The 21,542-nt window shown below is 67.7% G+C and carries 21 protein-coding genes, 2 tRNA genes and 2 pseudogenes; 11 read left to right on the forward strand and 14 right to left on the reverse strand.

The window, feature by feature from the left end:
* The first annotated feature begins 55 nt into the window (after positions 1–55).
* Positions 56–619, forward strand: a complete 564-nt coding sequence (locus ACQUQ0_RS10395) for a metal-dependent hydrolase (RefSeq protein WP_435184956.1) — start codon at positions 56–58, stop codon at positions 617–619.
* An 89-nt stretch (positions 620–708) separates the two neighbouring features.
* On the opposite strand, the gene ACQUQ0_RS10400 is transcribed toward ACQUQ0_RS10395, so the two are convergent.
* Positions 709–1,449, reverse strand: coding sequence for a PHP-associated domain-containing protein (locus ACQUQ0_RS10400; RefSeq protein WP_435185110.1), 741 nt, complete (start codon positions 1,447–1,449; stop codon positions 709–711).
* A gap of 236 nt (positions 1,450–1,685) precedes the next feature.
* On the opposite strand from ACQUQ0_RS10400, the gene ACQUQ0_RS10405 reads away from it, so the two are divergent.
* The gene (locus tag ACQUQ0_RS10405) at positions 1,686–1,988 is read left to right on the forward strand and encodes a DUF7565 family protein (protein WP_435184957.1); all 303 of its coding nucleotides are present in this window, start codon (positions 1,686–1,688) and stop codon (positions 1,986–1,988) included.
* A gap of 93 nt (positions 1,989–2,081) precedes the next feature.
* Here the strand turns inward: ACQUQ0_RS10405 and ACQUQ0_RS10410 are convergent, their stop codons facing one another.
* From ACQUQ0_RS10410 to ACQUQ0_RS10430, 5 genes are all read right to left on the reverse strand, one after another.
* Complete coding sequence (locus ACQUQ0_RS10410; RefSeq protein WP_372387658.1) at positions 2,082–2,534, reverse strand: transcription elongation factor Spt5; 453 nt, start codon at positions 2,532–2,534, stop codon at positions 2,082–2,084.
* A 1-nt stretch (position 2,535) separates the two neighbouring features.
* Complete coding sequence (locus ACQUQ0_RS10415; protein WP_372387656.1) at positions 2,536–2,709, reverse strand: protein translocase SEC61 complex subunit gamma; 174 nt, start codon at positions 2,707–2,709, stop codon at positions 2,536–2,538.
* Between the two features lie 180 nt (positions 2,710–2,889).
* On the reverse strand, positions 2,890–4,089 hold the full coding sequence (gene ftsZ / locus ACQUQ0_RS10420; protein WP_435184958.1) for a cell division protein FtsZ: 1,200 nt from the start codon (positions 4,087–4,089) through the stop codon (positions 2,890–2,892).
* A 99-nt stretch (positions 4,090–4,188) separates the two neighbouring features.
* Positions 4,189–5,646, reverse strand: coding sequence for a D-aminoacyl-tRNA deacylase (locus ACQUQ0_RS10425; RefSeq protein WP_435184959.1), 1,458 nt, complete (start codon positions 5,644–5,646; stop codon positions 4,189–4,191).
* Between the two features lie 99 nt (positions 5,647–5,745).
* Positions 5,746–7,077 (reverse strand): sodium:calcium antiporter, encoded by a 1,332-nt coding sequence (locus ACQUQ0_RS10430; RefSeq protein WP_435184960.1) that lies wholly within the window; start codon positions 7,075–7,077, stop codon positions 5,746–5,748.
* Positions 7,078–7,250: 173 nt separating this feature from the next.
* On the opposite strand from ACQUQ0_RS10430, the gene ACQUQ0_RS10435 reads away from it, so the two are divergent.
* Complete coding sequence (locus tag ACQUQ0_RS10435) at positions 7,251–8,054, forward strand: shikimate dehydrogenase (protein ID WP_435184961.1); 804 nt, start codon at positions 7,251–7,253, stop codon at positions 8,052–8,054.
* A gap of 22 nt (positions 8,055–8,076) precedes the next feature.
* Here ACQUQ0_RS10435 and ACQUQ0_RS10440 read toward each other — a convergent pair whose 3' ends face one another.
* From ACQUQ0_RS10440 to ACQUQ0_RS10455, 4 genes are all read right to left on the reverse strand, one after another.
* Positions 8,077–8,568, reverse strand: coding sequence for a type IV pilin (locus ACQUQ0_RS10440; protein WP_435184962.1), 492 nt, complete (start codon positions 8,566–8,568; stop codon positions 8,077–8,079).
* A 107-nt stretch (positions 8,569–8,675) separates the two neighbouring features.
* Entirely contained in the window at positions 8,676–10,616 is a 1,941-nt protein-coding gene (locus ACQUQ0_RS10445) for an ABC transporter ATP-binding protein (RefSeq protein WP_435184963.1), read from the reverse strand.
* Between the two features lie 74 nt (positions 10,617–10,690).
* Positions 10,691–10,966 carry a DUF7538 family protein gene (locus tag ACQUQ0_RS10450; RefSeq protein WP_435184964.1) on the reverse strand — a complete coding sequence of 92 codons (276 nt, stop codon included), beginning with the start codon at positions 10,964–10,966 and terminating at the stop codon, positions 10,691–10,693.
* Positions 10,967–11,035: 69 nt separating this feature from the next.
* On the reverse strand, positions 11,036–11,560 hold the full coding sequence (locus ACQUQ0_RS10455; RefSeq protein ID WP_435184965.1) for a DUF192 domain-containing protein: 525 nt from the start codon (positions 11,558–11,560) through the stop codon (positions 11,036–11,038).
* Positions 11,561–11,647: 87 nt separating this feature from the next.
* Here ACQUQ0_RS10455 and ACQUQ0_RS10460 point away from each other — a divergent pair.
* A tRNA-Val gene (locus tag ACQUQ0_RS10460) sits at positions 11,648–11,720 on the forward strand.
* 156 nt (positions 11,721–11,876) lie between these two features.
* Here the strand turns inward: ACQUQ0_RS10460 and ACQUQ0_RS10465 are convergent.
* Positions 11,877–13,206, reverse strand: a pseudogene (locus tag ACQUQ0_RS10465) (formate/nitrite transporter family protein).
* A 166-nt stretch (positions 13,207–13,372) separates the two neighbouring features.
* Here ACQUQ0_RS10465 and ACQUQ0_RS10470 point away from each other — a divergent pair.
* Together ACQUQ0_RS10470 and ACQUQ0_RS10475 are read left to right on the forward strand one after the other, a co-directional pair.
* A complete protein-coding gene (locus ACQUQ0_RS10470; RefSeq protein ID WP_435184966.1) occupies positions 13,373–13,543 on the forward strand; it encodes a glycine zipper domain-containing protein in 171 nt (56 codons plus the stop codon).
* Between the two features lie 97 nt (positions 13,544–13,640).
* Positions 13,641–13,714, forward strand: a tRNA-Phe gene (locus ACQUQ0_RS10475).
* Positions 13,715–14,112: 398 nt separating this feature from the next.
* On the opposite strand, the pseudogene ACQUQ0_RS10480 reads toward ACQUQ0_RS10475, so the two are convergent.
* Positions 14,113–15,369: pseudogene (locus ACQUQ0_RS10480) on the reverse strand (ABC transporter substrate-binding protein).
* Positions 15,370–15,681: 312 nt separating this feature from the next.
* Positions 15,682–16,905: an IS701 family transposase gene (locus ACQUQ0_RS10485; RefSeq protein WP_435184967.1), complete on the reverse strand. Its 1,224-nt coding sequence runs from the start codon at positions 16,903–16,905 to the stop codon at positions 15,682–15,684.
* Between the two features lie 267 nt (positions 16,906–17,172).
* Here ACQUQ0_RS10485 and ACQUQ0_RS10490 point away from each other — a divergent pair, with 267 nt between their 5' ends.
* The 5 genes from ACQUQ0_RS10490 (at position 17,173) to ACQUQ0_RS10510 (ending at position 20,920) form a co-directional block, all read left to right on the forward strand.
* A complete protein-coding gene (locus tag ACQUQ0_RS10490; protein ID WP_435185111.1) occupies positions 17,173–18,000 on the forward strand; it encodes an aldo/keto reductase in 828 nt (275 codons plus the stop codon).
* Positions 18,000–18,410: a VanZ family protein gene (locus tag ACQUQ0_RS10495; RefSeq protein WP_435184968.1), complete on the forward strand. Its 411-nt coding sequence runs from the start codon at positions 18,000–18,002 to the stop codon at positions 18,408–18,410. Before ACQUQ0_RS10490 ends, ACQUQ0_RS10495 begins: the two co-directional genes overlap by 1 nt.
* Before the next feature lie 130 nt (positions 18,411–18,540).
* Positions 18,541–19,272 carry an endonuclease NucS gene (gene nucS / locus ACQUQ0_RS10500; protein WP_435184969.1) on the forward strand — a complete coding sequence of 244 codons (732 nt, stop codon included), beginning with the start codon at positions 18,541–18,543 and terminating at the stop codon, positions 19,270–19,272.
* A gap of 195 nt (positions 19,273–19,467) precedes the next feature.
* Positions 19,468–19,998, forward strand: coding sequence for a 50S ribosomal protein L16 (locus tag ACQUQ0_RS10505; RefSeq protein ID WP_435184970.1), 531 nt, complete (start codon positions 19,468–19,470; stop codon positions 19,996–19,998).
* A 55-nt stretch (positions 19,999–20,053) separates the two neighbouring features.
* Positions 20,054–20,920, forward strand: a complete 867-nt coding sequence (locus tag ACQUQ0_RS10510) for an ATP-grasp domain-containing protein (protein ID WP_435184971.1) — start codon at positions 20,054–20,056, stop codon at positions 20,918–20,920.
* 26 nt (positions 20,921–20,946) lie between these two features.
* Here the strand turns inward: ACQUQ0_RS10510 and ACQUQ0_RS10515 are convergent, their stop codons facing one another.
* Complete coding sequence (locus ACQUQ0_RS10515; protein WP_435184972.1) at positions 20,947–21,312, reverse strand: Hsp20/alpha crystallin family protein; 366 nt, start codon at positions 21,310–21,312, stop codon at positions 20,947–20,949.
* Between the last annotated feature and the right edge of the window lie 230 nt (positions 21,313–21,542).

The raw sequence follows: 21,542 nt of genomic DNA on the forward strand, positions 1-21,542 counted from the left end.
CCCGCGGACCGGGAAGGCACAACGTTTGTAGGGCCCGGGAGCGGAGCCACATCCGATGAACAAAGAGGGACACGTGCTGAACGGCGCGCTCCTGGCGGTCGGCCTGGGCGTCATCCTCACCATCGACCCGACGACCGGATCGCTCCTCAGCGGCGGGGAGGGCGGCGCCTCGCCGGACCTGGCGACCGTCGCCGGCGACACGGCCTGGATGGTCGCGGAGCTGTCGCTGCCGGTCGTCCTCGGCGCGCTCTTTCCGGACGTCGACACCGCGTTCGGCCGCCACCGCAAGACGCTGCACAATCTGCCGCTGTTGGTCGTCTTCGTTGCGTTCCCGTACCTCTTCGGGAACCTCCAGTTCGTCTGGATCGGCGTCGCGACGCACTACGTGCTCGACGTCCTGGGCTCGAAGCGCGGCATCGCGCTGTTTTACCCCCTCTCCGGCAAGGAGTACGGCTTCCCGACCGGCGTGGCGACCTCAAGCCGGTGGGCGAATCCGGTGACGGTCGCGGTGACGGGAGTCGAACTGCTCGCGCTCGCGCTCGTCCACTACTACGCCTTCGCGCTCGACACGTCGCTCGCGGACGCCGGGAACGTCTTCCGGACGGCGATGGGCGTCTGATAGTGATTACTCTCACTGTTTACCGCCGAACGCCACCCCCGGTAACGGCGTTCGGCGGTAAGAGACGAGAGTAATCACTATGAGGCCGGCTAGTACACGCTCACGGCGTCGAAACGACCGTCGTACGCGATGTGGTCGGGATGGGTCGGCTCCGTGCCCGAGAGGAAGATCCGCTCGATCTTCTTCCAGGTGTTCTCGTATCCCAGGTGCGCGAACTCGACTGCCGCCCGGGCCCGATGGCGGAGGCCGTCGCGGCGCAGGACGCGCCGGGGCGCGCCCTCGCGGAGCGCCGCCACGAGGTCGGCCTCGCTCTCGATCCGGCGCTCGAAGACCGTCCAGACCTCGCCGACGCTCCCGAGCAGGTGGGCGTACGAGGAGCCGAACCCGGGGAGGTCGACGTCAGCGGCGACCGCCCGGGCGCGGCGGTTCTGCCGCGGCCAGGCCTTGAAGTTGTGCGTCTCGACCGCGTGGAGTCGGTCGCGGTGTTCGGCGACCGCGTCGGCGTCGAGGCTCACCGTGAGGAACTCGGGGTGCGGCACGAGCGCCGCGGCGCCCTGTTCTTCGAAGGCCGACAGGGCGCCGTCGAGGGTGATGAAGTCCGGGACCGGCTCGGAGAGCCCCACGGCGAGGACGTGGCGGCGGTTCCGCCACGACCCGGTGAACACCTCGCGGCCGGGGACCACGAGCAGGTCCTCGTCGGAAAAGCGCTCTGCGCGCTCGCGGATCTCCGGCAGGCGGGTGAAGTGGGGGGCGTACACGAGGACGTCGAGGCCGCGGGCCTTCGCGCGGGCGACCACGCGCTCATTCAGGATCTTCACGTGGAGGTCCACGCGGGTCGACGCCGCGTCGGTGTCGGGGTCCGCGTCGGTATCGGCGTCAACGTCGGCGCTTCGGTCGACGTCGTCCGCTCGCCCGCCCGCCGCCGCTGTCGGCTCGGCGGACGCGGGCTCCCCTCCGGGCGCGGCCGTGTCGGTCACGTCCACCGATCCGCTCGGCGTCCGGTTAGTGATTTCCATTCGCCGGCGGCTGCGGAACGGTTTTGTCACCCCTGGCCGTGCGTTCCGGTATGTCCCTGTGGAAGTGCGGCATCGGTGGCTGCGCGGAGCGCTTCGAGGACATCGAGTCCGCCATCATCCACCAGACGGTGGACCACGACCGCCACGAGTGTGCGGTCTGCGGCAGCGTCGTCCCCGACGGCTACTTCGCGATCCGCCACGCCTTCGAGGAGCACTCCCGCGCGGAGTACGTCCGCGCCTACGACGCCGACTCGACGGCCGTCCGCGTCCGCGAGGACGTCAAATCCGAGATCGAAGCCGAGGCCGACCTCCGGACCGTCGTCGAGGAACTGAAGCGCCGCGACGCGCTGTGAGGACCCGCCGCGCCCTCCCGCCGCAGGCCGCCCCGAGCGCGACGTGACATAGCGAATCGAAAAGAGACAGACCCTCGGGAGCCGATCGGCCGCTCAGCGCTCGTCGCTGTCGAGGACGCGGATCTGGTCGCCGCGGACGGTGACCGGAATCGGGACCGTCGCCTCGTAGAGCTCGACGGTGACCTGGTCTTTCGTCTCGTCGATCCGCTGGACGCGGGCCTTCTCGCCCTTGAACGGGCCGGCGATCAGCTCGACGATGTCGCCCTCGGCGATGCCCTCGACGTCGGGCGTCGGCGAGAGGAAGTGCTCGACCTCGGCCATCGAGGACTGCCCGGCCTGGCCGCCGCTCTCGACGAGGCCGCGGGCGTGGGGGATCTCCTCGAGGACGCGCGTGATCACGGCGTCGTTGTCGGCCTCGACCATCACGTAGCTCGTGAGCGAGTCCGGCGCGAGGACGGCGTGGATCTCGTTTTCCTCGCGGTTGGCTATCATGTCCGCGACGGTGCGCTCCTGGCTGGCGGTGGTCTTGACCGAGTAGATCGGCACCTCAGACACCTCCCGGGAGGAAGCTCATAATCGCGTAGATGAGAAAGCCCAGGAAGCCGACGAGGACGATGCCGGCGCCGGCGATGAGACCGATCTGTGAGAACTCCTCCCACGAGGGCGTGCTGGCCAGCTTCAGCACCCGCACGTAGCTGGTCAGGTCGTACTTGACGTCCATCTTGTCTCTCCAGTAGTGCGTCGGGCTTTTTCTATCTATTGATGCGCCGACCGGGCCGCGAGATCGGCCGAAGCCGCGGCTCCGCCGTCGAGACGGGCGTAGGAGAGACGAGCGGATCGGGAGCGAGACCGAACGAACGCCAAAAACGCGCGGGATCGGGAGTGGACTCCGGCGAGGCGGCTATTCGACGTAGTCGATCTCGGGCTCGCCGCCCTGACCGCCCTGGCTCTGGTTCTGCTTCCGACCCTGTGTCTGGCCCTGGCTCCCACCCTGCGGCGGGGCCCGCGGCTGGGCCTCCTCTTCCTCGCTCCGGCCGTAGATCTGCGGCGACTCGACGCCGGTGACGACGATCATCGTCCGCATCGTGCCGTCGATCTCCTCGTCGACGGAGGTCCCCCAGATGATCCGGGCGTCGGGGTCGATCCGGTCGTAGATCTCCTCGACGACGCCCTCGGCCTCCTCGATGCTCATGTCCGACCCCCCGGTGACGTTCACGAGCGCGGAGTTGGCGCCGGAGATGTCGACGTCCAAGAGCGGCGAGCGGAGCGCGCTCTTGACCGAGTCCTGGGCCTTCGACTCCGAGTCCGACTCGCCGAGGCCGATCATCGCGACGCCGCCGCGCTCCATCACGGTCTTGACGTCGGCGAAGTCGAGGTTGACGAGGCCGGGCTTCGTGATCAGTTCGGTGATGCCCTTCACAGAGCGCATCAGTACCTCGTCGCTCACCTTGAACGCCTGCTTGACCGGGAGCTTGCCCACGGCGTCGAGCAGGCGGTCGTTGGGGACGACGATGACGGTGTCGGCCACGTCGCGGAGTCGCTCCAGGCCCGCCTCGGCGTTGGTGCGGCGGACCTCGCCCTCGGCGGTGAACGGCGTCGTGACGATGGCGATGGTGAGCGCGCCGGCCTCGCGGGCGGCCTTCGCGACGACCGGAGCCGAGCCCGTGCCGGTGCCGCCGCCCAGGCCGGCGGTCACGAACACCATGTCCGAGCCGTCGATCGCCTCGTAGATCTCGCCTTGGGACTCCAGTGCGGCCTCCTCGCCGACCTGGGGGAGCGAGCCCGCGCCGCGCCCCTGGGTCTTCTGTTCGCCCATCAGGATCTTGGTGTCGGCCTCGATCTCGACGAGGTGCTGGACGTCGGTGTTGGCGGCGACGAGCGTCGCGCCCTCGATGCCCTCCTCGTGCATCCGGTTGACGGTGTTCCCCCCGGCACCGCCGCAGCCGACGACCGTGATGTCGGTCTGGAGGTCGACCAGGACCTCCTGGAGTTCCTCGTCGGTCATCGTCCCGGTTCGTGGCGCCTCGTCGTCGGCGTCGACGGGGCTCCCATCCCCCGTCCCCTCGGCCTCGTCTATTGCGTCGTCGACGATGGAGTCCATTGTATGGCCGTCCGTACCGGATACAGCCTAATTATCTTTCCCCCTTTTGTCTGACGCGCGTCTGACGCGCAGACCGTTCGAGGCGGCCGTTCGCGGGAATTATTCGAAATCGGCCGCGGATCCGGCGCCCGGAGCGGACTCAGAACTGATATCGGGCTCGGGGAGCGGGAACCGCGCGGTCTCGGTCGTCCGGACCTCCTCGGGAGTGACCTCCCGGCCGTCGACCTCGACGGCCTCCCCCGCGGCCAGCCGGCCGAAGGCGGGGCCCTCTGGAACGCCGGCCTCCGCGGCGGCCGCCGGGTCGAACGTCTCCCGGGTCGCGGCGACCTCGCGGTCGGTCGCGGCGACGTCGTCGTACTTCTCGCGGAGGATTCGACAGACCGCGTCGACGAGCGCGTCGAGGGAGTCCGCGTCGGTGACGGCGGCGCGGCCGCGCGGCTTCGTGCCGCCCTCGACCGTCTCGAAGGCGAGGACGCGCTCGGCGACCGCGTCGAACGTCGCCTCCCGGTCGATGCCGGCGGCCTCCGCGAGCAGGTCGCCGGGGAGGGAGACGACGGTGACCGCGTCGGCCGCACTCGACGAGGCGGCCTCGGCGGGCGCGCCGAACCGCAGTCCGTTGTCGATCGAGTCGAGGTCGTCGGCGCCGTCGAGCGCGTCCACGAGCGCGAGATCGACGCCGCTCGTGACGCGGAGCCACGTCTCGTCGACGACGCGGTAGCCCAGGTCCTCGATCACGGCCCGGAGGTCAGACTCGGAATCGGAGTCGCCGTCGGCGACGAGCGCCCGGGTCGCCGCCGACTGCGCGAAGGCCCGGTCGACGGTCTCGGCGTTGGCCTCGGGCGCGCCCATCGACTGACGGACCCAGTCGGCGGCGACGTGGCCCACGCGCCAGTCGGTCTCGCGGAGGACCCGCTCGAACTGCGGGGCGTAGTGGCCGCCGCCGAAGCCGACGACGTGGCGGCGCTGCGGCGGCTCCGACTCCGACTCTGACTCGGCCGCCTCGGCGTCGGCCGCGACGCCCGACAGCTCCAGCACCGCGCGGGCGACCGCCTCGGCGCCCGCGGGATCGCTCCACTCGGACTCGCTGCTGCCGAGTTCGACGAACAGCGAGGGCGCGCCGACGTCCGAGGGGCCGTGGTGGGTACACTCGATGCCGACCTCGTAGCCGTCGGGTGCGTGGCGGTCGAACGCCGCCAGAACCGCGCGCTGGACGTTCGGACAGGCGCGGGCGAGCTCGCCCGGCTCGCCGCCGAACTCCGCGGGCCCGAAGTTGCCGGTGAAGTGCGCCGTCAGGAGCGGGCCGGTCTCGCCCGCGTGCCGCGAGAGGAAGGCGACGAACTCCGGCTCGGTCGAGAAGGCGTCGGCGACGCCCGAGAGTTCGAGGTGCCACTCCGCGAAGGTCCGGAGCTCGAAGTCGCCGTGGCGGTAGTACGTCCCGCCGCCGTCGGCGTTGCTCCGGGCGTCGTCGGTCCGCGCCTCCCAGTCGACGAGCGAGCGGAGCGCCTCGCCGATCGCGACCGACGCGTCGTCCGCCCGGCTCACTACGAGTCCGATCACGCTCGGCTCTGAGCGCTCGGCGGTGTAAAAGGTCTCGAAGCGGCGGAGGTCGGAACGACCGTGGCGATGGAGCGACCGGGGCGATCGGGGCGACCGGCGTCAGTCCGCGTGCTCGGGCTCCGGAATCGGCTGACCGCGGATGTTCGCGACCGTGCGCTCGCCGAGCAGCCGGAGCTCCTCCCGGCGCGTGGCGAGGAGCGCGACGCCGAGGACGACGTACAGCGCGGTGTAGGCCAGCAGGACGTAGATCGAGTACGTCTCCGCGAGCGCCTCGGGATAGATCCGGATGAACGCGAACTCGATGAGCACCTGCGAGACGAAGAGCACGAGGAGGACCACCGCCTCGCGGACGCTGATCCGGAAGTTCACCAGGATCGCCAGCGCGAAGAAGCTCTGGGCGGCGGTCAACCAGATCTCGGCCGCCTGCTTGAAGTCGAACGGGAGGACGCCGATCGCGCCGAGCGAGATGCTGTAGACGACCGCGAGCGTCCCGATGAGGAGCGTCCACTGATTGAGCTTCGAGGAGATCAGGGCGTTGAACGCCGCGGTCGCGCGGGCCTTGTTCACGAGGTAGGCCGTGACGATGAGTTCGGGGCTCTCGGAGGCCAGCGGAGCGATCCACTGGATCATAAAGAACTCGGGAATGCCGTACTGCAGGCCCAGTTTCTCCAGGCCGTGGGCGAACGGCTCGACGGCGGTGAGGATCAGAAAGCCGGAGTACGCGAAGAGCACCAGGACGACCGGGATCCGCACCGTTCGAGGCTTGGCCTGGAAGTAGGCGGGCACGCCGACCTGCTCGTCGTGCTCGTCGACGTCGCCGCGGACGATGATCCCGATGTAGGTGAAATACAGCCCGACGAGGACGATCGTATCGACCATCCCGATCCCGCCGTTGAGCGGGACGAAGAAGGCGAACACCGTCGCGGCGAAGAGAAAGAGGATCTCGGTGGCGATGCTCGGATCGAGCTTGACGGCGTCGCGGAGGCGGCCCTCGCGGTCGACGACGCTCCCGTCGTCGCGACCGCCGGTGGTGGCCTTGTAGATCGAGAAGAGCGCGATCCCGGACCAGCCGAGGCCGATGAGGATGCGGTTCGCCCCGGTCATGTTCGCGACTGCGAGGTTCGCAGCGGCCGAGTTCCCCGGATCGGCCCCGGCCTGCCACGCGTAGAGCGCGTCGACCGCGTACTCCGGCGCGACCGCCAGGACGGCGAGCACAGCGAGCGCGAACGCCCGCGGGACGTCCTTCTCGGCCGTCTCGGCGCCCCACGCGAGCAGGAACGAGGCGCCGAGCACGGCGAGGCCGCTGACGGCGACGGTGGTCAGCGGGGCGAACCCCTCGGCGATGCTCGTTGCCCAGGACACGACCCACGGAAGCGTCAGGACGACGGCACCGCCCAGGGCTGTGAGCGGATGGCGCAAGCGCGAAGTCATCACCGGAGATTCGGACCCTTCCGCGCCTATTTCTTGTGGTTTGCGACGCGTCGGATTGGGGAGCAGTATCGAGGCGAACGGAGTGCTATTGTGACAACAGTCCGCGCGGCTCCCGCGGCGGGAGACCGGCCGCCGGGACACCATTTAATTCGGTCGCCGGCCGACGGAGGGGTATGCAGGTATTCGGACTCCTCGGGAACCCCGTCGAGCACTCGCTGTCGCCGCCGATGCACGAGGCGGCCTACGAGGCGCTCGGCCTGGACGCCCGCTACGTCACCTTCGAGCCCGACCGCGACGCCGCGGCCGCGGCCGTCGAGAGCGCCGAGACGCTGGGGATCGCGGGGCTGAACGTCACCATCCCGTTCAAGCGGGACGTCCTCGATGCGGTCGAGCCCGACGGCGTCGCCCGCCGCGTCGGCGCCGTGAACACGATCGACTTCTCCGCGACGCCGCCGACCGGCCACAACACCGACGTCGCGGGCGTCGAGCGCTCCTTCACCCACCACGGCGTCGCCCTGGAGGACCGAGACGCGGTCGTCGTCGGCGCGGGCGGCGCGGGGCGGGCGGTCGCGTTCGCGCTCGCCGACGCGGGCGCGAGCGTCCACGTCGCGAACCGGACGGTCGAGCGCGCGGAGTCGCTGGCGGCGGACGTCCCCGGCGCGACCGCGGGCGGCCTCGACACGCTCGATCGGGTCGCGGACGCCGACGTCCTGGTCAACGCGACGAGCGTCGGGATGGAGCCCGACGACGGCGTGACGCCCGTCGATGCCGAGTACCTCCACGGCGACCTCGCGGTGCTGGACGCCGTCTACGCGCCGATCGAGACGCGGCTCCTCCGGGAGGCCGCAGCGGAGGGCGCGACGACGATCGACGGCGCCTGGATGCTGCTGTTCCAGGGCGTCGAGGCCTTCGAGCGCTGGACCGGCCGCGACGCCCCGGTCGAGGCGATGAACGAGGCGTTGCGGGCGGAGCTGTAACGCGGACGCCGCGGGCGACGGATCAGCAGTGGCTCGCGGCGGGCCCGACCGCCGGCGAGTCGATCTCGACTTCCAGGATGGTCGCCGACTGGCCGTCGTCGGGCCGGTGGACCATCCGGTAGACCTCGCCCTCGCAGGCGTGATTGAGCGCGCCGTCGCTGCCGTAGCCGTCGATGTGGGCGTAGTCGCCGGCGGTGAGCGGGCCGTCGGTGGTCCAGACCTGGTCCCACCGCACCGCGTTGCCGTCGCCGTCGACGACGTAGAAGTCCTCGCCGGGTTCGATCCGTCCCCCGGTGAGCGTGATGTTCACGTACGGGCGGTCGTCGGTGTTGCCGGCGCCGTCGGCGACGTACTCCGTCTGGTGGCGGTACTGCGGCGTGGGTTCGCTCGGCATCTCGATGCCGAGGAGGAGGCCGCCGAAGACCGCGACGATCGCGACGAGGATCGCCAGCATCAGCGCCGTGCCGATCGCGGGCGAAACGGCACGCGTCGAGCCCCGGATGGAGGGGTCCATAGACAGAGATGCCGCCCGTCACGGATCAGTGTTCCCTCCGGAGTATCGGATCTGAAACTGCGGTGTCACGTGCGGCCGCGCGACAGCATCTCGTCAGTCGTCAGTCGTCAGTCGTCGGCGTCCGATTCCACCGTCCGGGAGGCCCGGCGGCTGGCGCGCTCGACGAACTCCTCGGGCAGTTCGTCGATCTCGCCCGCCTGGACGCCCCACAGGTGGGCGTAGAGGCCGTCCTCGGCGAGCAGTTCCTCGTGGGTGCCGCGCTCTTTGATCCGCCCGTCTTCGAGGACGACGATCCGGTCTGCGTCCTTGATCGTCGACAGCCGGTGGGCGATGCTGAAGGTCGTCCGGTCCTCGGTGAGGCGGTCGAGCGACCGCTGGATCAGCATCTCCGTTTCGGTGTCGACGTCGGAGGTCGCCTCGTCGAGGACGAGGATGTCGGGGTCGCGGAGCACCGCGCGGGCGATCGAGAGCCGCTGGCGCTGGCCGCCCGAGAGCTTCACGCCGCGCTCGCCGATCTCGGTGTCGTAGCCGTCCGGGAGGTTCTCGATGAACTCGTGGGCCTCGGCGGCCTTCGCGGCCTCGACGACCTCCTCGTGGGTCGCACCGAAGGTGCCGTACCGGATGTTCTCCGCGACGGTCCCGTAGAACATAAACGTCTCCTGGCTGACGTAGCCGATCGACTTCCGGAGGCTGGGGATCGTCACCTCGCGGACGTCGGTGCCGTCGATCGAGATCGATCCCTCGTCGACGTCGTACATCCGGAGGAGAAGTTTGAGGACGGTCGACTTCCCCGCCCCGGTCGGGCCGACGAGCGCGAGCGTCTCGCCGCCGTCGACCGCGAAGGAGACGTCCTCGATCGTCGTCTCCTCGGCGTCGTAGCCGAAGGTGACGTCGTCGTAGACGACCCGGCCCACGTCGACGGCCAGCGCTTCGGCGTCGGGCGCCTCTTCGATCCGCGCGGGCTCGTCCATCAGCCCGAAGATCCGCGCGGCCGACGCGTAGGCCCGCTGGTACATGTTGATGATCTGTCCGAACTGCGCCATCGGCCAGATGAACCGCTGGGTGAAGAGGATGAAACCGACGAACTCCCCGGGGGTGAGTCGGCCCGTGAAGAAGAACGGCGCGCTCCCGGTCTGCTGGTAGGTGAGCACCCAGACGCCGCCGAGGACGAAGGTGAGCACGAAGCCGACCCCCGAGAGGACCCGCAGGCCGGGGAAGAACTTGATCCGCGTGCCGATCGCCTCCCAGTTGGCGTCGAAGTAGTCCTGTGAGACGTCGTCGACGCGGTCGGACTCGAAGTCCTCGGTGTTGGCGGACTTGATGACGCCGATGCCGCCGAGGTTGTTCTCCAATCGGGAGTTGAGCTGGCCGACCGACGAGCGGACCTCGGCGTACTGCGGTTGGATCGTCTGCACGAAGCGGTAGGTGAAGAAGGCGATGAGCGGGACGACGACGAGCGTGACGAGCGCGAGCTGCCAGTTCCAGTACAGCAGGATACCGGCGATGCCGAGCACCATCACGCCCAGCCGGAACGCGGAGTTCATCCCGTCGTTGAGGAATCTCTCTAATCGGTTGACGTCGTTCGAGAGGATCGACATCATCTCGCCGGTCTGCTTGTCGGCGAAGAAGTCCATGTTCAGCCGCTGCATCTTGTCGTAGGTGTCGGTCCGGACCGCGTGCTGGATGCGCTGGGCGAAGGCGTTCCAGCCCCAGTTGCGCGTCCAGTGGAAGGCCGCGCCGCCCAGGAAGGAGACCGCGATGAGCCCGGCCGAGAGGTAGAGCTGGTCGATCTGCGTCGCCGGGAGCCACGCGTCGGGCACGAGCCACAGCGAGAAGGGCCGCGTGTCGAAGAAGATCGAGTCGACCGCCACCGCCAGGAGGATCGGCGGCAGGAGGTCGAGCACGCGAGCGACGACGCTGGAGACCAGCCCGACGAGGAACGCGGTGGCGTTGTCGCGGCCGTACTCCGCGAAGAGCCGCCGCATCGGGTTCTCCGCGCGCTCGCGTTGGCGCTCGAAGGGATCGTCGTCGTCAGCGGGGACGTCCATCGTCGTCTCTCGGGGCTCGTCGGACCTAAAGGGTCGGTTCGGAGCCGAATTCCCCGGTGATCGGCGACGAGGGCCTAGAGCGCTCGCCCCTCGACGTCGGGGTCGATCCCCGCCTCGACGAGGTCCTCGCGGATCCGCGCCCGGAGCGGATCGGGCACGGTGTCGCGGGCGACGGGCACGGCCGTCTCGCCGTCGCCCTTCACCTTCCAGTAGAGCACGCACGCGGAGGGCGCGTAGAACTCGATGCTGTACCGGTCGCCCGTCCCCTCGTAGTGCGCCCGCGCCGCGTACCCCTCGGCGTGCCAGCCGTCGAGGGCGTCGAGGGCGTCGACCCGGTCGTCCTCTGCCATACGCCGACGCACGGACGCGACCGCCCTCGGCCTTTCGCTTCTCTTTCGCTCTTCGCTTTCGCGACCGGATTACGCCTCCTCGTCCGGCCCCCAGCGGCCCGCGATCTCGACGCGGTCGCCGATCTCGATGCCGCGGTCGACGGTGTAGTTATACGGGACTTCGAGGACGTACTGTCCGCGGCCGGCGTAGCGGGTCAGCTCAGAGTCAGACGTGCCTTCGGGCGGGAGCTCGGCGTGGTGGATCTGCGTGATCCTCCCGTCGGCGCCGATGAAGACGATGTCGAGCGGGAAGGCCATCTCGCGCATCACGTACGCGTGGCGCTCCTCGGCGTCGTGGACGAAGAGCATCCCCTCGTTCGGCCCCAGGGAGTCGGTGTCGCTGAGTCCGGTGTAGCGCTTCTGGAAGGTGTCGGCGACGCGGACATCGACCGACGCGAGCGTCTCGCCGGTGTCGGCGTCGACCACGGCGACGGTCGTGCGTTCGTAGTCGCCGATCGGGAGCAGGCCGGGGTTCGTCGCGACCGCGACGGCGCCGAGCGCGAGGAGGACGGCGAGAGCGACGGCGACCGCGTAGAGCGTCCGTCGATCGGGCATATGACGGGGTTCGAGTGGACGGGCCTAAGCGTTCCGTCGCTCGGGATTGGAAACGGTTATACACGTGAGCGGACTCGTTTCGCCTGCGGGCTCGTGGTCTAGTGGTTATGACGCTTCCCTTACAAGGAAGAGGTCGGTGGTTCGAATCCGCCCGAGCCCACTGAAATCTGCGAGCGACAGCGAGCAGGATTTCTGTTACTGAGGGCGATTCGAACTCAGAGAGTCGCAGCGCCGAGCGGAGCGAGGCGACCGTCTCTCGATTAGTTCGAATCCGCCCGAGTACGACAGAACCCCTACGACGCTCGAAGCGACAGGATCACTCCGAGTCCCGGCTGCGGAAGCGACTCCCGCGGCCGAAGAGCCGCTCGCGGAGCGTCCGATCGGAGGGCCGCTCGGCGAGCAGGACCGACGCCTCGACGTGGTGCGAGACCGAGAAGTGCAGCGAGTCGGTGACGAGCCGCGAGAGCAGGCCGCGCTCTGTCGCGCCGAGGATGAGCATCGTCGAGTCGGCGGCGCGTCGCTCGATGGCGTCCTCGATGTCGCCGGCGGTGTCGATCGTCCGCGTCGCGTCCGAGAGGTCCTTGCGCTCGGCCCACTCGTCGAGGAACGCCTCGCCGGCCTCGCGCTCGTCGTCGCCGTCGACGACGTGGAGCAGTTCGACGGCCGAGCCCGCGACCGACTGGAGCGTCCGCGCGATCTCGCCGCCGAGCTCGGAGTCGAGTCCCGCGGCGATCGGCAGGAGGAGCCGCGAGGGATCGAGGCCGCGGTCCTTGATCACGAGGAAGTCACACGGCAGGCGGTTCGTCAGCTCGTCGATCGGCCGCTCGGCGCGGGCGGACTTCCACAGCCGGTCCTCGCCCCAGCCCATCGCCACGAGGTCCGGGCGGGTCCGCCGCGCCCGGTCGAAGACCGCCTCGAAGGACCGCGAGGAGACGATCGTCGAGGTCTCGAACGCGACGTCGTAGCCTCTGTGAAGGAGACGACGACGTGAAAGAGGTTGCCGAGCGGGATCGCCAGGAACGCCAGGTAGACGATGGCGGTGCGGGAGATGGTATCCCGCGCGGCGAAGTTCATCCAGACGACGCCGGCGACGATGAGCCCCGCGAAGACGGCCTTGAAGAACAGCTCCGAGGCCGGCGTCACGACGCCCTTTTCGGCGATGTCGACCGCCGTGCGCATCGTCGCCGGATCGAAGACGCCGCCGTACGCGAGGACGACCGCGCCCGCGCCCCCGCCGAGGAAGTTCCCCGCGAGGACGATCAGCCAGTGGCGGAGGAGCGCCGGGATCGACGCCAGCCGTTCGAGCGTGAGCGCCACTGGCGGGAGGGTGTTTTCGGTGTAGAGTTGGTAGCCGCCGATGATGATGTAGACGAACTCGAGGGGGTACAGGAGCGACGCGATCACCCGGCTTTCGGTCCCGGTCGACATCGACGCGTAGAGGAGGAACGTGATCGTGATCGCGAAGCCGGTGGCCAGGCCGCTGAAGAAGAGCTTGCGGGTGCCCGAGGTGATCTCGTGGTCCGCGTCGGCGACGATCCGCTGGAAGACCTCGTCCGAGGAGAACCGATGGGGACGACCTCCCCGCTCGAGGGCACGCTGTTCGTCGACCGCGCGTCGTCGGTCGAATCCGAACCCGAGTCGCACATTACCGATCCGACTCGCCGGAACGGTGAAAAAAAGCCCCGTTCGGCTACGTGGGCGCCACCACCCGATCGCCGCTCCAGCAGTCGACGAATCGGGCCACTAGGGGTGGTTCGACCGTTCCAGACGGCCGGTTCGCTTTTGTCGTTTGGACCCTAGTTGAGAGATGGTATGGTCTGCCACCGCAAGAAATCGCACGCGAAGCGCGGAGCGACGACCGGGGCCGCCGTGGGCGCGGCGCTCGGCAGTCCCTTGGGGCCGTTCGGCGCCGGAATCGGCGCGGGGTTCGGCGGCGCGACCGGCTATCTCGCGGGTCGCGTCCGCGACGACTTTGGCCCCTGATCGGCGCGGGCGTAGACGCCGTCCGGTGCCGGAATCCCACCGACAGCAGAGCGATCCGAAACCCTTTTTTATATACTGGGCCTCGGTCGAACTGCGCGCCGCCTTAGCTCAGACTGGGAGAGCACTCGACTGAAGATCGAGCTGTCCCCGGTTCAAATCCGGGAGGCGGCATCCGATTTCTACGCGATTTCCATTGGAGAAGCTTTCGCACTCGACTGAAGATCGCGCTGTCCCCGTTCCCGCGAGTGGAGCGAGCGGGAAGTCGAAAGACGAGCGCAGCGAGTCTTTCGGAAGTTCACAATCCGGGAGGCGGCATTTTCCTGCGTCTTCGTGAACGAAGTGAGCGAAGGCTCGTGGCGGCTTGCCGACACGGCGAACGAAGTGAGCAGCTGACAGCAGCGTCGGCACGTCCGCCGCGATGGGGAGAACCGGGGGGACAACAGGTCTCGCTTCCGTTTTCAGTATCCTCAGCGTGGATGTTGGCGCCGGCCAGCCGACGGTCCGGTTCATCCCACGACCGGTCAGACGGAAGTCCCAGATCCCTCCGGAAGAAAGTAAAACCGCTCGCCTCAGGACATCAGATAGACCATCTCGCGGAAGGCCTCGCCGTCGGTCTCGGGGTAGACGAGGTGCTGATTCCCGTCGATCCACTGGCCCATCGGGGTGGTGAAGTCGGTGGGACGGCCGTAGTCGTCGAACCCGAAGCTCCCAGAGACCGTCTCGTAGGTACCCGAGCGGATCGCGTCGCGGACGGTCGCGCGGTCGGTCGTCTCCGCGGCGTTGACGGCCTGCTCGGCCACCTGCGTGAGGTTGTACGACGCGCCGACCATCACGGACAGGAGCTCCCCGGAAGCGATGTCGTAGGACTCCCGATAGGTCTGGGTCATCTGCTCGTTGCCGTTGCCGGTCAGGCCCGGCACCCACCCGGGCGACATCAGCACGTGCTCGCCGGCCTCGCCCATCGCGGACCACCACGAACTCGTGTCGGCCGCGCGGGTGAACTGGACGAGCTTCGGCGAGAAGTCCGAGTTGTTGATCTGCTGCTTCGCCGTGATCCCGCCGTCGGGGGCCGGCGTGTCCAGGAGGACCTCCGCACCCGCCGACTGGGTCTCCGAGATGAGGGTCGTGAAGTCGCTCGAGTGGAGCTAGTGCTTGCCCCGATAGAGGATCTCGTACCCCGCCGAAGAGAGCGTCTGCTCCCACATATCCGCCATCTCGATGCTCCAGTTGGTGTTCGGCGCCCAGATGGCCACCTTCGAGGGCCGCTCGCTCTCGGGGATGAGATCGAGCGCGTTCTTCGTCCCCCGCGTGTGGTCGCTGCTGACGGGGAACGGCGTCGACGTCCACTCGAAGCCCTGCTGTTCGTGGACCTTGTCGCCGGAGCTGGCGATCTTCAGGAACGGGATCTCCGAGCGCTCGGCGACGGCCGCCGCCGCGAGGTTGAGCACGCCCGCGAAGCTCCCCCAGAGCATATCGACGTCGTTGTTACTGATGATCGCCTGGAGCCCCTCGCGGACCTTCTTCGGGGTCGACTCGTCGTCGCGGACGATCAGTTCGACCTCCTGTCCGTGGAGGCCGCCGTTGTCGTTGATCCGCTGGACGCCCATCTCGTAGCCCCGTTTGAGGTCCTGTCCGAGCGAGGAGAACACGCCCGTCTCCGGGATCGTCGCCCCGATCGTGTACGTCCCGCTCGAACTCGATCCGGTCACGGTCCCCGAATCGGAGTCCGTCTCGGAGTCCCCTCCCGACCCCGAGTCGAACTCCGTGTCCGACTCCGATCCCGATCCGCCAGAACAGCCCGCGAGTCTGGCCAGTCCAGTCGTCACTACGAGCCCGCTACACGGAGATACTGCCGCCGATTGATTGTCACGGTTTATGACACCAAATCTCGGGTTTTGAGTGTGTCATATAAGTACGGTGATTTGCACAGGAAAATCCGATATTTCCGGATCAGACGCATCCAAAACACGAAGTTGCAGGCTCTGCCGCTCAATCGACGAAATAGAATTTTCGCCCCAATCTGGGGATTCAGAGCGTGAAAATTCGCTCATCTACCGAATACGGATGGAATAGCCGTTCAAATTCTGTCCGATATACGAATATTGTATTCAATTCTACTTATTTCTTAAATACTGATCTCAGCTTTGCACGTTAGCGTCAGCGGTTGAGTGAACGAAGAGGTGGTCGATCTCTTCTATAAGGTCATCGACGCCACGATCATCGTTGTCTCGAACCCACGAGAGAAGGTTGTAGACAGCTTCTTTCAGGGAGTGTTCGAGGTTCGCTCGAAGCGATGACGCCTTCGAGCGAACCGTTCCCAAGGCGCTCGACTCAGGATCAAGACGAACGAGACTGTAGGCAGCCATCAGAAGGTGCCAGTGCCGACTGGCACCTTCGTCGGTCTGCATCTCGCAGTCTCCCAAGCCGAGATTCTGCTTCGAGTCCTCGAAGAACGTCTCGATGCGCCATCGCATCCCGTAGGAGCGAATCACGTGCTCGGTCGGTGCGTCGATTTTGTTCGTGGCGAGGTACTTGACCGGGTTCTCTTCGTCTTCATCGGTTTCTTTCTCGGCGATAACCAGCTTCACGTCTCCCAGCTGGGAGACGGGAAGCTTCTTCGTCCAGATGTGGTAGGTGTCGTCATCGACATCGCGCTCAGCCGTGTCGATGCGCTTGGCCAGCGCATCGACGCGGAGTTCTTCACCGGCGTAGGTCACCTTCCGATTGCTCCGAAGCGGGCCGATCCAGTCCTTGTCGTAGGATTCGATGTGGTCAGGAAGGCCAGAATCGTGAGCGAACCACGAGTCGAAGAGGTAGGTGTCCGCAGGCACACCTACCTCTTCTTCGAGTTCGGTGACGATCTCTCGGGCGAGATCATATTTAGTATCGTGATCGTTGTCTTCGTCGTCTTGCTGTTCGTAGAGGCGGAAGGTGAGGGGATAGGCGGTTTTGTCGTCAGCGTAGAAGGCGTAGATGAGGTCTTGGCCCCAGACAGTGTCATTTTCGGCGTGATCGTAGAACTGGCCGACGCCGGGGACTTCGTCCCCGGCTTTCTCGGTGATCGTGTCGTCGAGGATGATGTAGCCGTCTTTCGACCAGCGCGTTTCACCGTGTTTCTGAAGCTCTTCGAGGCGTTCGTGGTTGAACTGCTGTTCGTCCCAGTCGTACTCGGTGAGGAACTTGTTGAGAGCGCGTTTGCCGCTGGCTGGAAGGACTTCGCGTGCGATGCCCGCCACGGTCTTGTTGCTGGCCGCAACAAGACCGGTGGCGTAGGTTTTCGCGTGACGGCGTTGTGCCGGTGATAGCGAATCGAACTCGTCGAATACGCGCGTACACGACAAGAAGTCCGTGATCGGCATCATCCGTCTTTGCGTCCGCCTACGTTACGCTCCTACTTCAACGTGCAAAGCTGAGTACTGATTTTATTTTACTTAATAGTTAACAATAGAATGAGTTCTAATCTCAATCTGAAATGAGCGTATACTCTCAGAAAATTCCATTTTCAGTCGTTCTGTTTGTCCGTTATTATCGGATTTGTCTGCTGGGAAAATCGGAGAGTCGAATCGGGGAACGGAACGATCCGCCGACACGTTCTCGGCGGTGGGGTTCGAAGCGTGCGTATGGTCGAGATGGAGTACGCGGAGGCGTACGGGACGCGGGTTCCGAAGGTGGGGCTCGGCACGTGGCAGCTCACCGGCGAGCCGTGCTATGAGGCGGTGTCGACCGCGCTGGATCTAGGATACCGACACATCGACACCGCACAGCTCTACGAGAACGAATCCGAGGTGGGCCGAGCGATCGCCGACAGCGACGTCGACCGCGAGGACGTCTTCCTGACGACGAAGGTCGCGCCGGGGAACGCCCGCTACGAGGACGTCCTCGAATCGACCGAGGGGAGCCTCGATCGACTTGACACGGAGTACGTCGACCTCCTCTTGCTCCACTGGCCGAATCCCCTCGTGTCGGTCGGCGACACGATGGCGGCGATGGGCCGGCTGGTCGAAGAGGGCGCCGTAGAAAACGTCGGCGTCAGCAACTTCCCGCGCGTCCTGCTCGACCGCGCTCGCGACGCCGCCGACGCGGACGTCGTGACGAATCAGGTGCAGTTCCACCCGTACAAGCCCCAGCGCGGGATGCTCGGCCACTGCCAGGAGGAGGGGCTCTTCCTCACGGCCTACAGCCCGCTGGCCCGCGGCGAGGCGCTCGACGACCTCGACGTGCGGCGGCTCGCCGAGGCGTACGACAAAACGCCCGCGCAGGTCGTCCTCCGGTGGGCGACCCAGCACCGCGACGTCGTCGTGATCCCGAAGTCCGCGAGCGAGGCGCACCTCGAACAGAACCTCGCGCTCTTCGACTTCAAGCTCACCCGGTCGGAGATCGACGAGCTCACGAAGCCCTCGCTGCTCAAATCGAGCGCCGCGATGCTCGGCGGAGTGCTGAGCGAGTTCCGCTCCTGATGTCGACCGCGACGCGACGGCCGCGCCGACTCGCGGTCACTTGGCTCGCCATCGTCCTGCTCGCGTCGGTGGTCGACCCCTCGGGGGTGCTCCCGGCCCAAGGGGCGAACGGCTCCGGCGGCGGCCTCGCGATCGGACTCGACACCTGGCTGCACCTCGGGGCGTATTCGGTCCTGGCGTGGCTCCTCGCGGCCGCGTTCGACGCATCCGGTCCCCGGAGGGGTGCCGCGCGCCTCGCGGTCGTCGTCGCGTTCGCGGTGGGCGTCGGCATCGAGTTCGTCCAGGCACCGCTCGCGGCCCGCACCGCGAGCGTCGCCGACGCTGTCGCGAACGCCGTCGGGGCGGTGATCGGCGTCGCGGCTCGGACGGCGTGGGAGAGGGCGGTCGGAGCGAGTCCGTCGGAGAGGTGAGGTGAGGTGAGGTGAGGTGAGGTGAGGTGAGGTGAGGTGAGGTGAGGTGAGGTGAGGTGAGGTGAGGTGACTGACCTGCGCGGTCGAACGACGCGCAGTTTTTACACGGCGAAGGCGAACTTTCGCGGAGATGGCGGTCACGACGCTCCACCGACCCGCCCACCGGGACGCGCTGGGGCTCCTCGAATCGGCGTTCGGCGACGGCCGGCTGGTGACGGCCTTCGGCCGCTGCACCGTCGAGTACGACGGCCGGGCCGCGTCGAGCCTCGGCCCCGGCGACCGGCTCGTCGTCTGCAAGCCCGACGGGGCGATCCTCGTCCACACCGACGGGGGGCGCGAGCCCGTGAACTGGCAGCCGCCGGGCTGTACGCACCGCGCGAGCGTCCGCGACGGACGGCTGCGGATCCGGAGCGAGCGCACCTCGCCGTCGGAGGTCCTCGACGTCGCCTTCGAGCGGATCGAGCAGGTGACGGCCTACGAGGTCGACGACCGGAAGGACCTGACGCTGACCGGCAGCGAGGAGGACCTCCGCCGGCGGATCCTCGACGAGCCCGACCTCGTCGAGCCGGGGTTCGAGCCGCTCGCGACCGAGCGGGAGACCGCCGCCGGACCGGTCGACGTCTTCGGCAGCGACGAGGCGGGGCGGCCGGTCGTCGTGGAGTTGAAGCGGCGGCGCGTCGGCCCCTCTGCCGCGAGCCAACTCCGGCGCTACGTCGAGGCCGTCGACGAGGAGTTCCCCGACGAGGGCGTCCGCGGCGTCCTCGTGGCGCCCTCCGTGACCGACCGGACGGCCGCGCTCTTGGACGAGCGGGACCTGGAGTTCGTCGCGCTGGAGCCGGTCGGCGGCGACGAGGACTCATAACGTCTATAGTAGCGTCTGCAACCGATTGCTCGTCCGATCGCACGACAGCGTGCGATCGAGCGAGTGAAAACTTGCAAACGCTACTATATTGTCAGTCAGTATCGTAGCGGCGGTCCGACGACGTGGCCGCGGGCGAGTCGGCGCACAGTTCGAAGCGCTTTTAGGTCGTATGGGCGTTCTCCTTCACAAGTAACTATGTCCGACAAACCCGCCTCGATGTACCGGGAGCTGTCGAAACCGTCGTACACGCGACGCGAGTACATCACCGGCATTCCCGGCTCGAAGATCGCACAGCACAACATGGGCAACCTCGAGACCGGCCCCCAGGACTACGAGGTCCAGATCAGCCTCCGCATCGAAGAGGAGTGCCAGATCCGCCACGGGTCGCTCGAATCCGCGCGGCTGTCGGCGAACCGCGTGATGCTCAAGGAGGTCGGCCAGGAGAACTACAAGATGGTCCTCCGGAAGTTCCCCCACCAGGTCCTGCGCGAGAACAAGCAGGCGACCGGTGCGGGCGCGGACCGCGTCTCCGACGGGATGCGCCAGGCGTTCGGCAAGCCCGTCGGCACGGCGGCGCGGGTCCAGGCGAACGAGCGCGTCTTCACGGTCTACTGCGACCCCGAGGACGCCGACGTCGCCAAGGACGCGCTGCGCCGGGCCTACAACAAGATGTCGCCGCCGTGCCGCATCGACGTCGAGAAGGGCGAGAAGCTGCTGGTCTCGTAGAGCCGCCGGCTCCGACCCCACCGCTTTTTGCGCTGCCGCTCCGTTCTCGTAGCCGATGCTTCGCCTGGCCGTGACGACCGCGGCGGAGACGTTCGAGCGGATGCGCGAGCCGCTCGCCGACCGCGGAATCGCCGTCGAACACCTGCAGGCCTCGGAGCGAGCGGTCGATCTGACCGAACAGCCCGCCCGCGACCTCGACGTCGGATTCGTCTACCCGAGCCGGCTGATGGAGGGCGGCGTCGTCGACGGCAGACGCGGAATCCCGTGGGTGAACGGCCGCGACGCGGTCGCGACCTCGCGGAACAAGGCGGGCGTGATCGCCGCGCTCGCCGGCGCGGACGTGCCCGTCCCCGAGACGAAGCTCGTCTCGAACCCCGTCGACGAGGCGGAAGTCCTCGCGGCCGCGGCCGACCTCGACTTCCCGGTGGTCGTCAAGCCGAACTCGACGACCCGGGGCGTCGGCGTCGCGAAGGCGCCCGACCTCGATTCCCTGCTCGGGATCGTCGACTACCTGAACCTCGTCCACGACTACCGGGCGACCGGCGACAAGTCCTACCTCCTCCAGGAGTTCCTCCCCGACGCGCGCGACTACCGAGTGATGGTGCTGGACGGCGAGGTCGTCGGCGGAGTCGAGCGCCGGCTGCCCCCGGACGCCCGCGACGACGGGCGCTGGAAACACAACGTCCACCGGGGCGCGTCGGCGCGTCGGATCGACGTCTCAGGGGAGCTTCGGGACCTCGCCGTCGAGACGGCGGCCGTCCTCGGCATCGACTACCTCGGCGTCGACGTCCTCGTCGCGGACGGGCGGGCGGTCGTCTCCGAGACGAACGCCCGGCCGACCATCGACGACGCGAAGTACGAGGCGGGGTTCTGGGACCGGCTGGCGGACGTGATCGAGCGGACGGCGGAGAACGGCGGCTGAGGTCGGGTCGAGGGCGACCCGGTCGATCAGTCGAGGTCGATCGACGCGGAGTCGTCGACCTTCGCCAGGGTGACCTGGAGGATGCCGTTGTTGAAGGAGGCGCTGGCGGAGTGTTCGTCGACGCGGGTCGGGAGGCGGATCCGCTCGTCGTACTCGCGGCGCGGGCCCGCCGCGGAGATCGTGAGCACTTCGCCGTCGCACTGGAGTTCGACGGCGTCCTTCGAGACGCCCGGGAGGTCGGCGACGAGTCGGAGCTCCTCGCCCTCGTCGTATATGTCGACGTGGGTCTCGGAGGCGAATCCGGAAGCGTCGCTGCCGGTCATTTCGTCCATCATCCGTTCGATCCCGTCGAAGAAGTCGTCGAACGGGTCGTCACGGTCGTCTCTCATCACCGGGTAGTAGGTCGGTTCCGATGAAAAGCCTTCTCCCCGCGGCGGAATCGACCAGTCCGGCGATCCGACGTATGCACAAGCACGGAGACGGACGAGGCCCCGAACGGCCGAATCCGGAGGTGACGTGCGTCCGCCGGGAGTCCCGCAGCCACGCCGCACACGGACAGACGGAATCGAAACCTCAGCCTTTCTTTATCGACGCTTCGCCCGAATCAGCCGGCGGCGCGTCA

The sequence above is a fragment of the Halobellus sp. EA9 genome, assembly GCF_051195055.1.
Classification (GTDB): domain Archaea; phylum Halobacteriota; class Halobacteria; order Halobacteriales; family Haloferacaceae; genus Haloquadratum; species Haloquadratum rubicundus.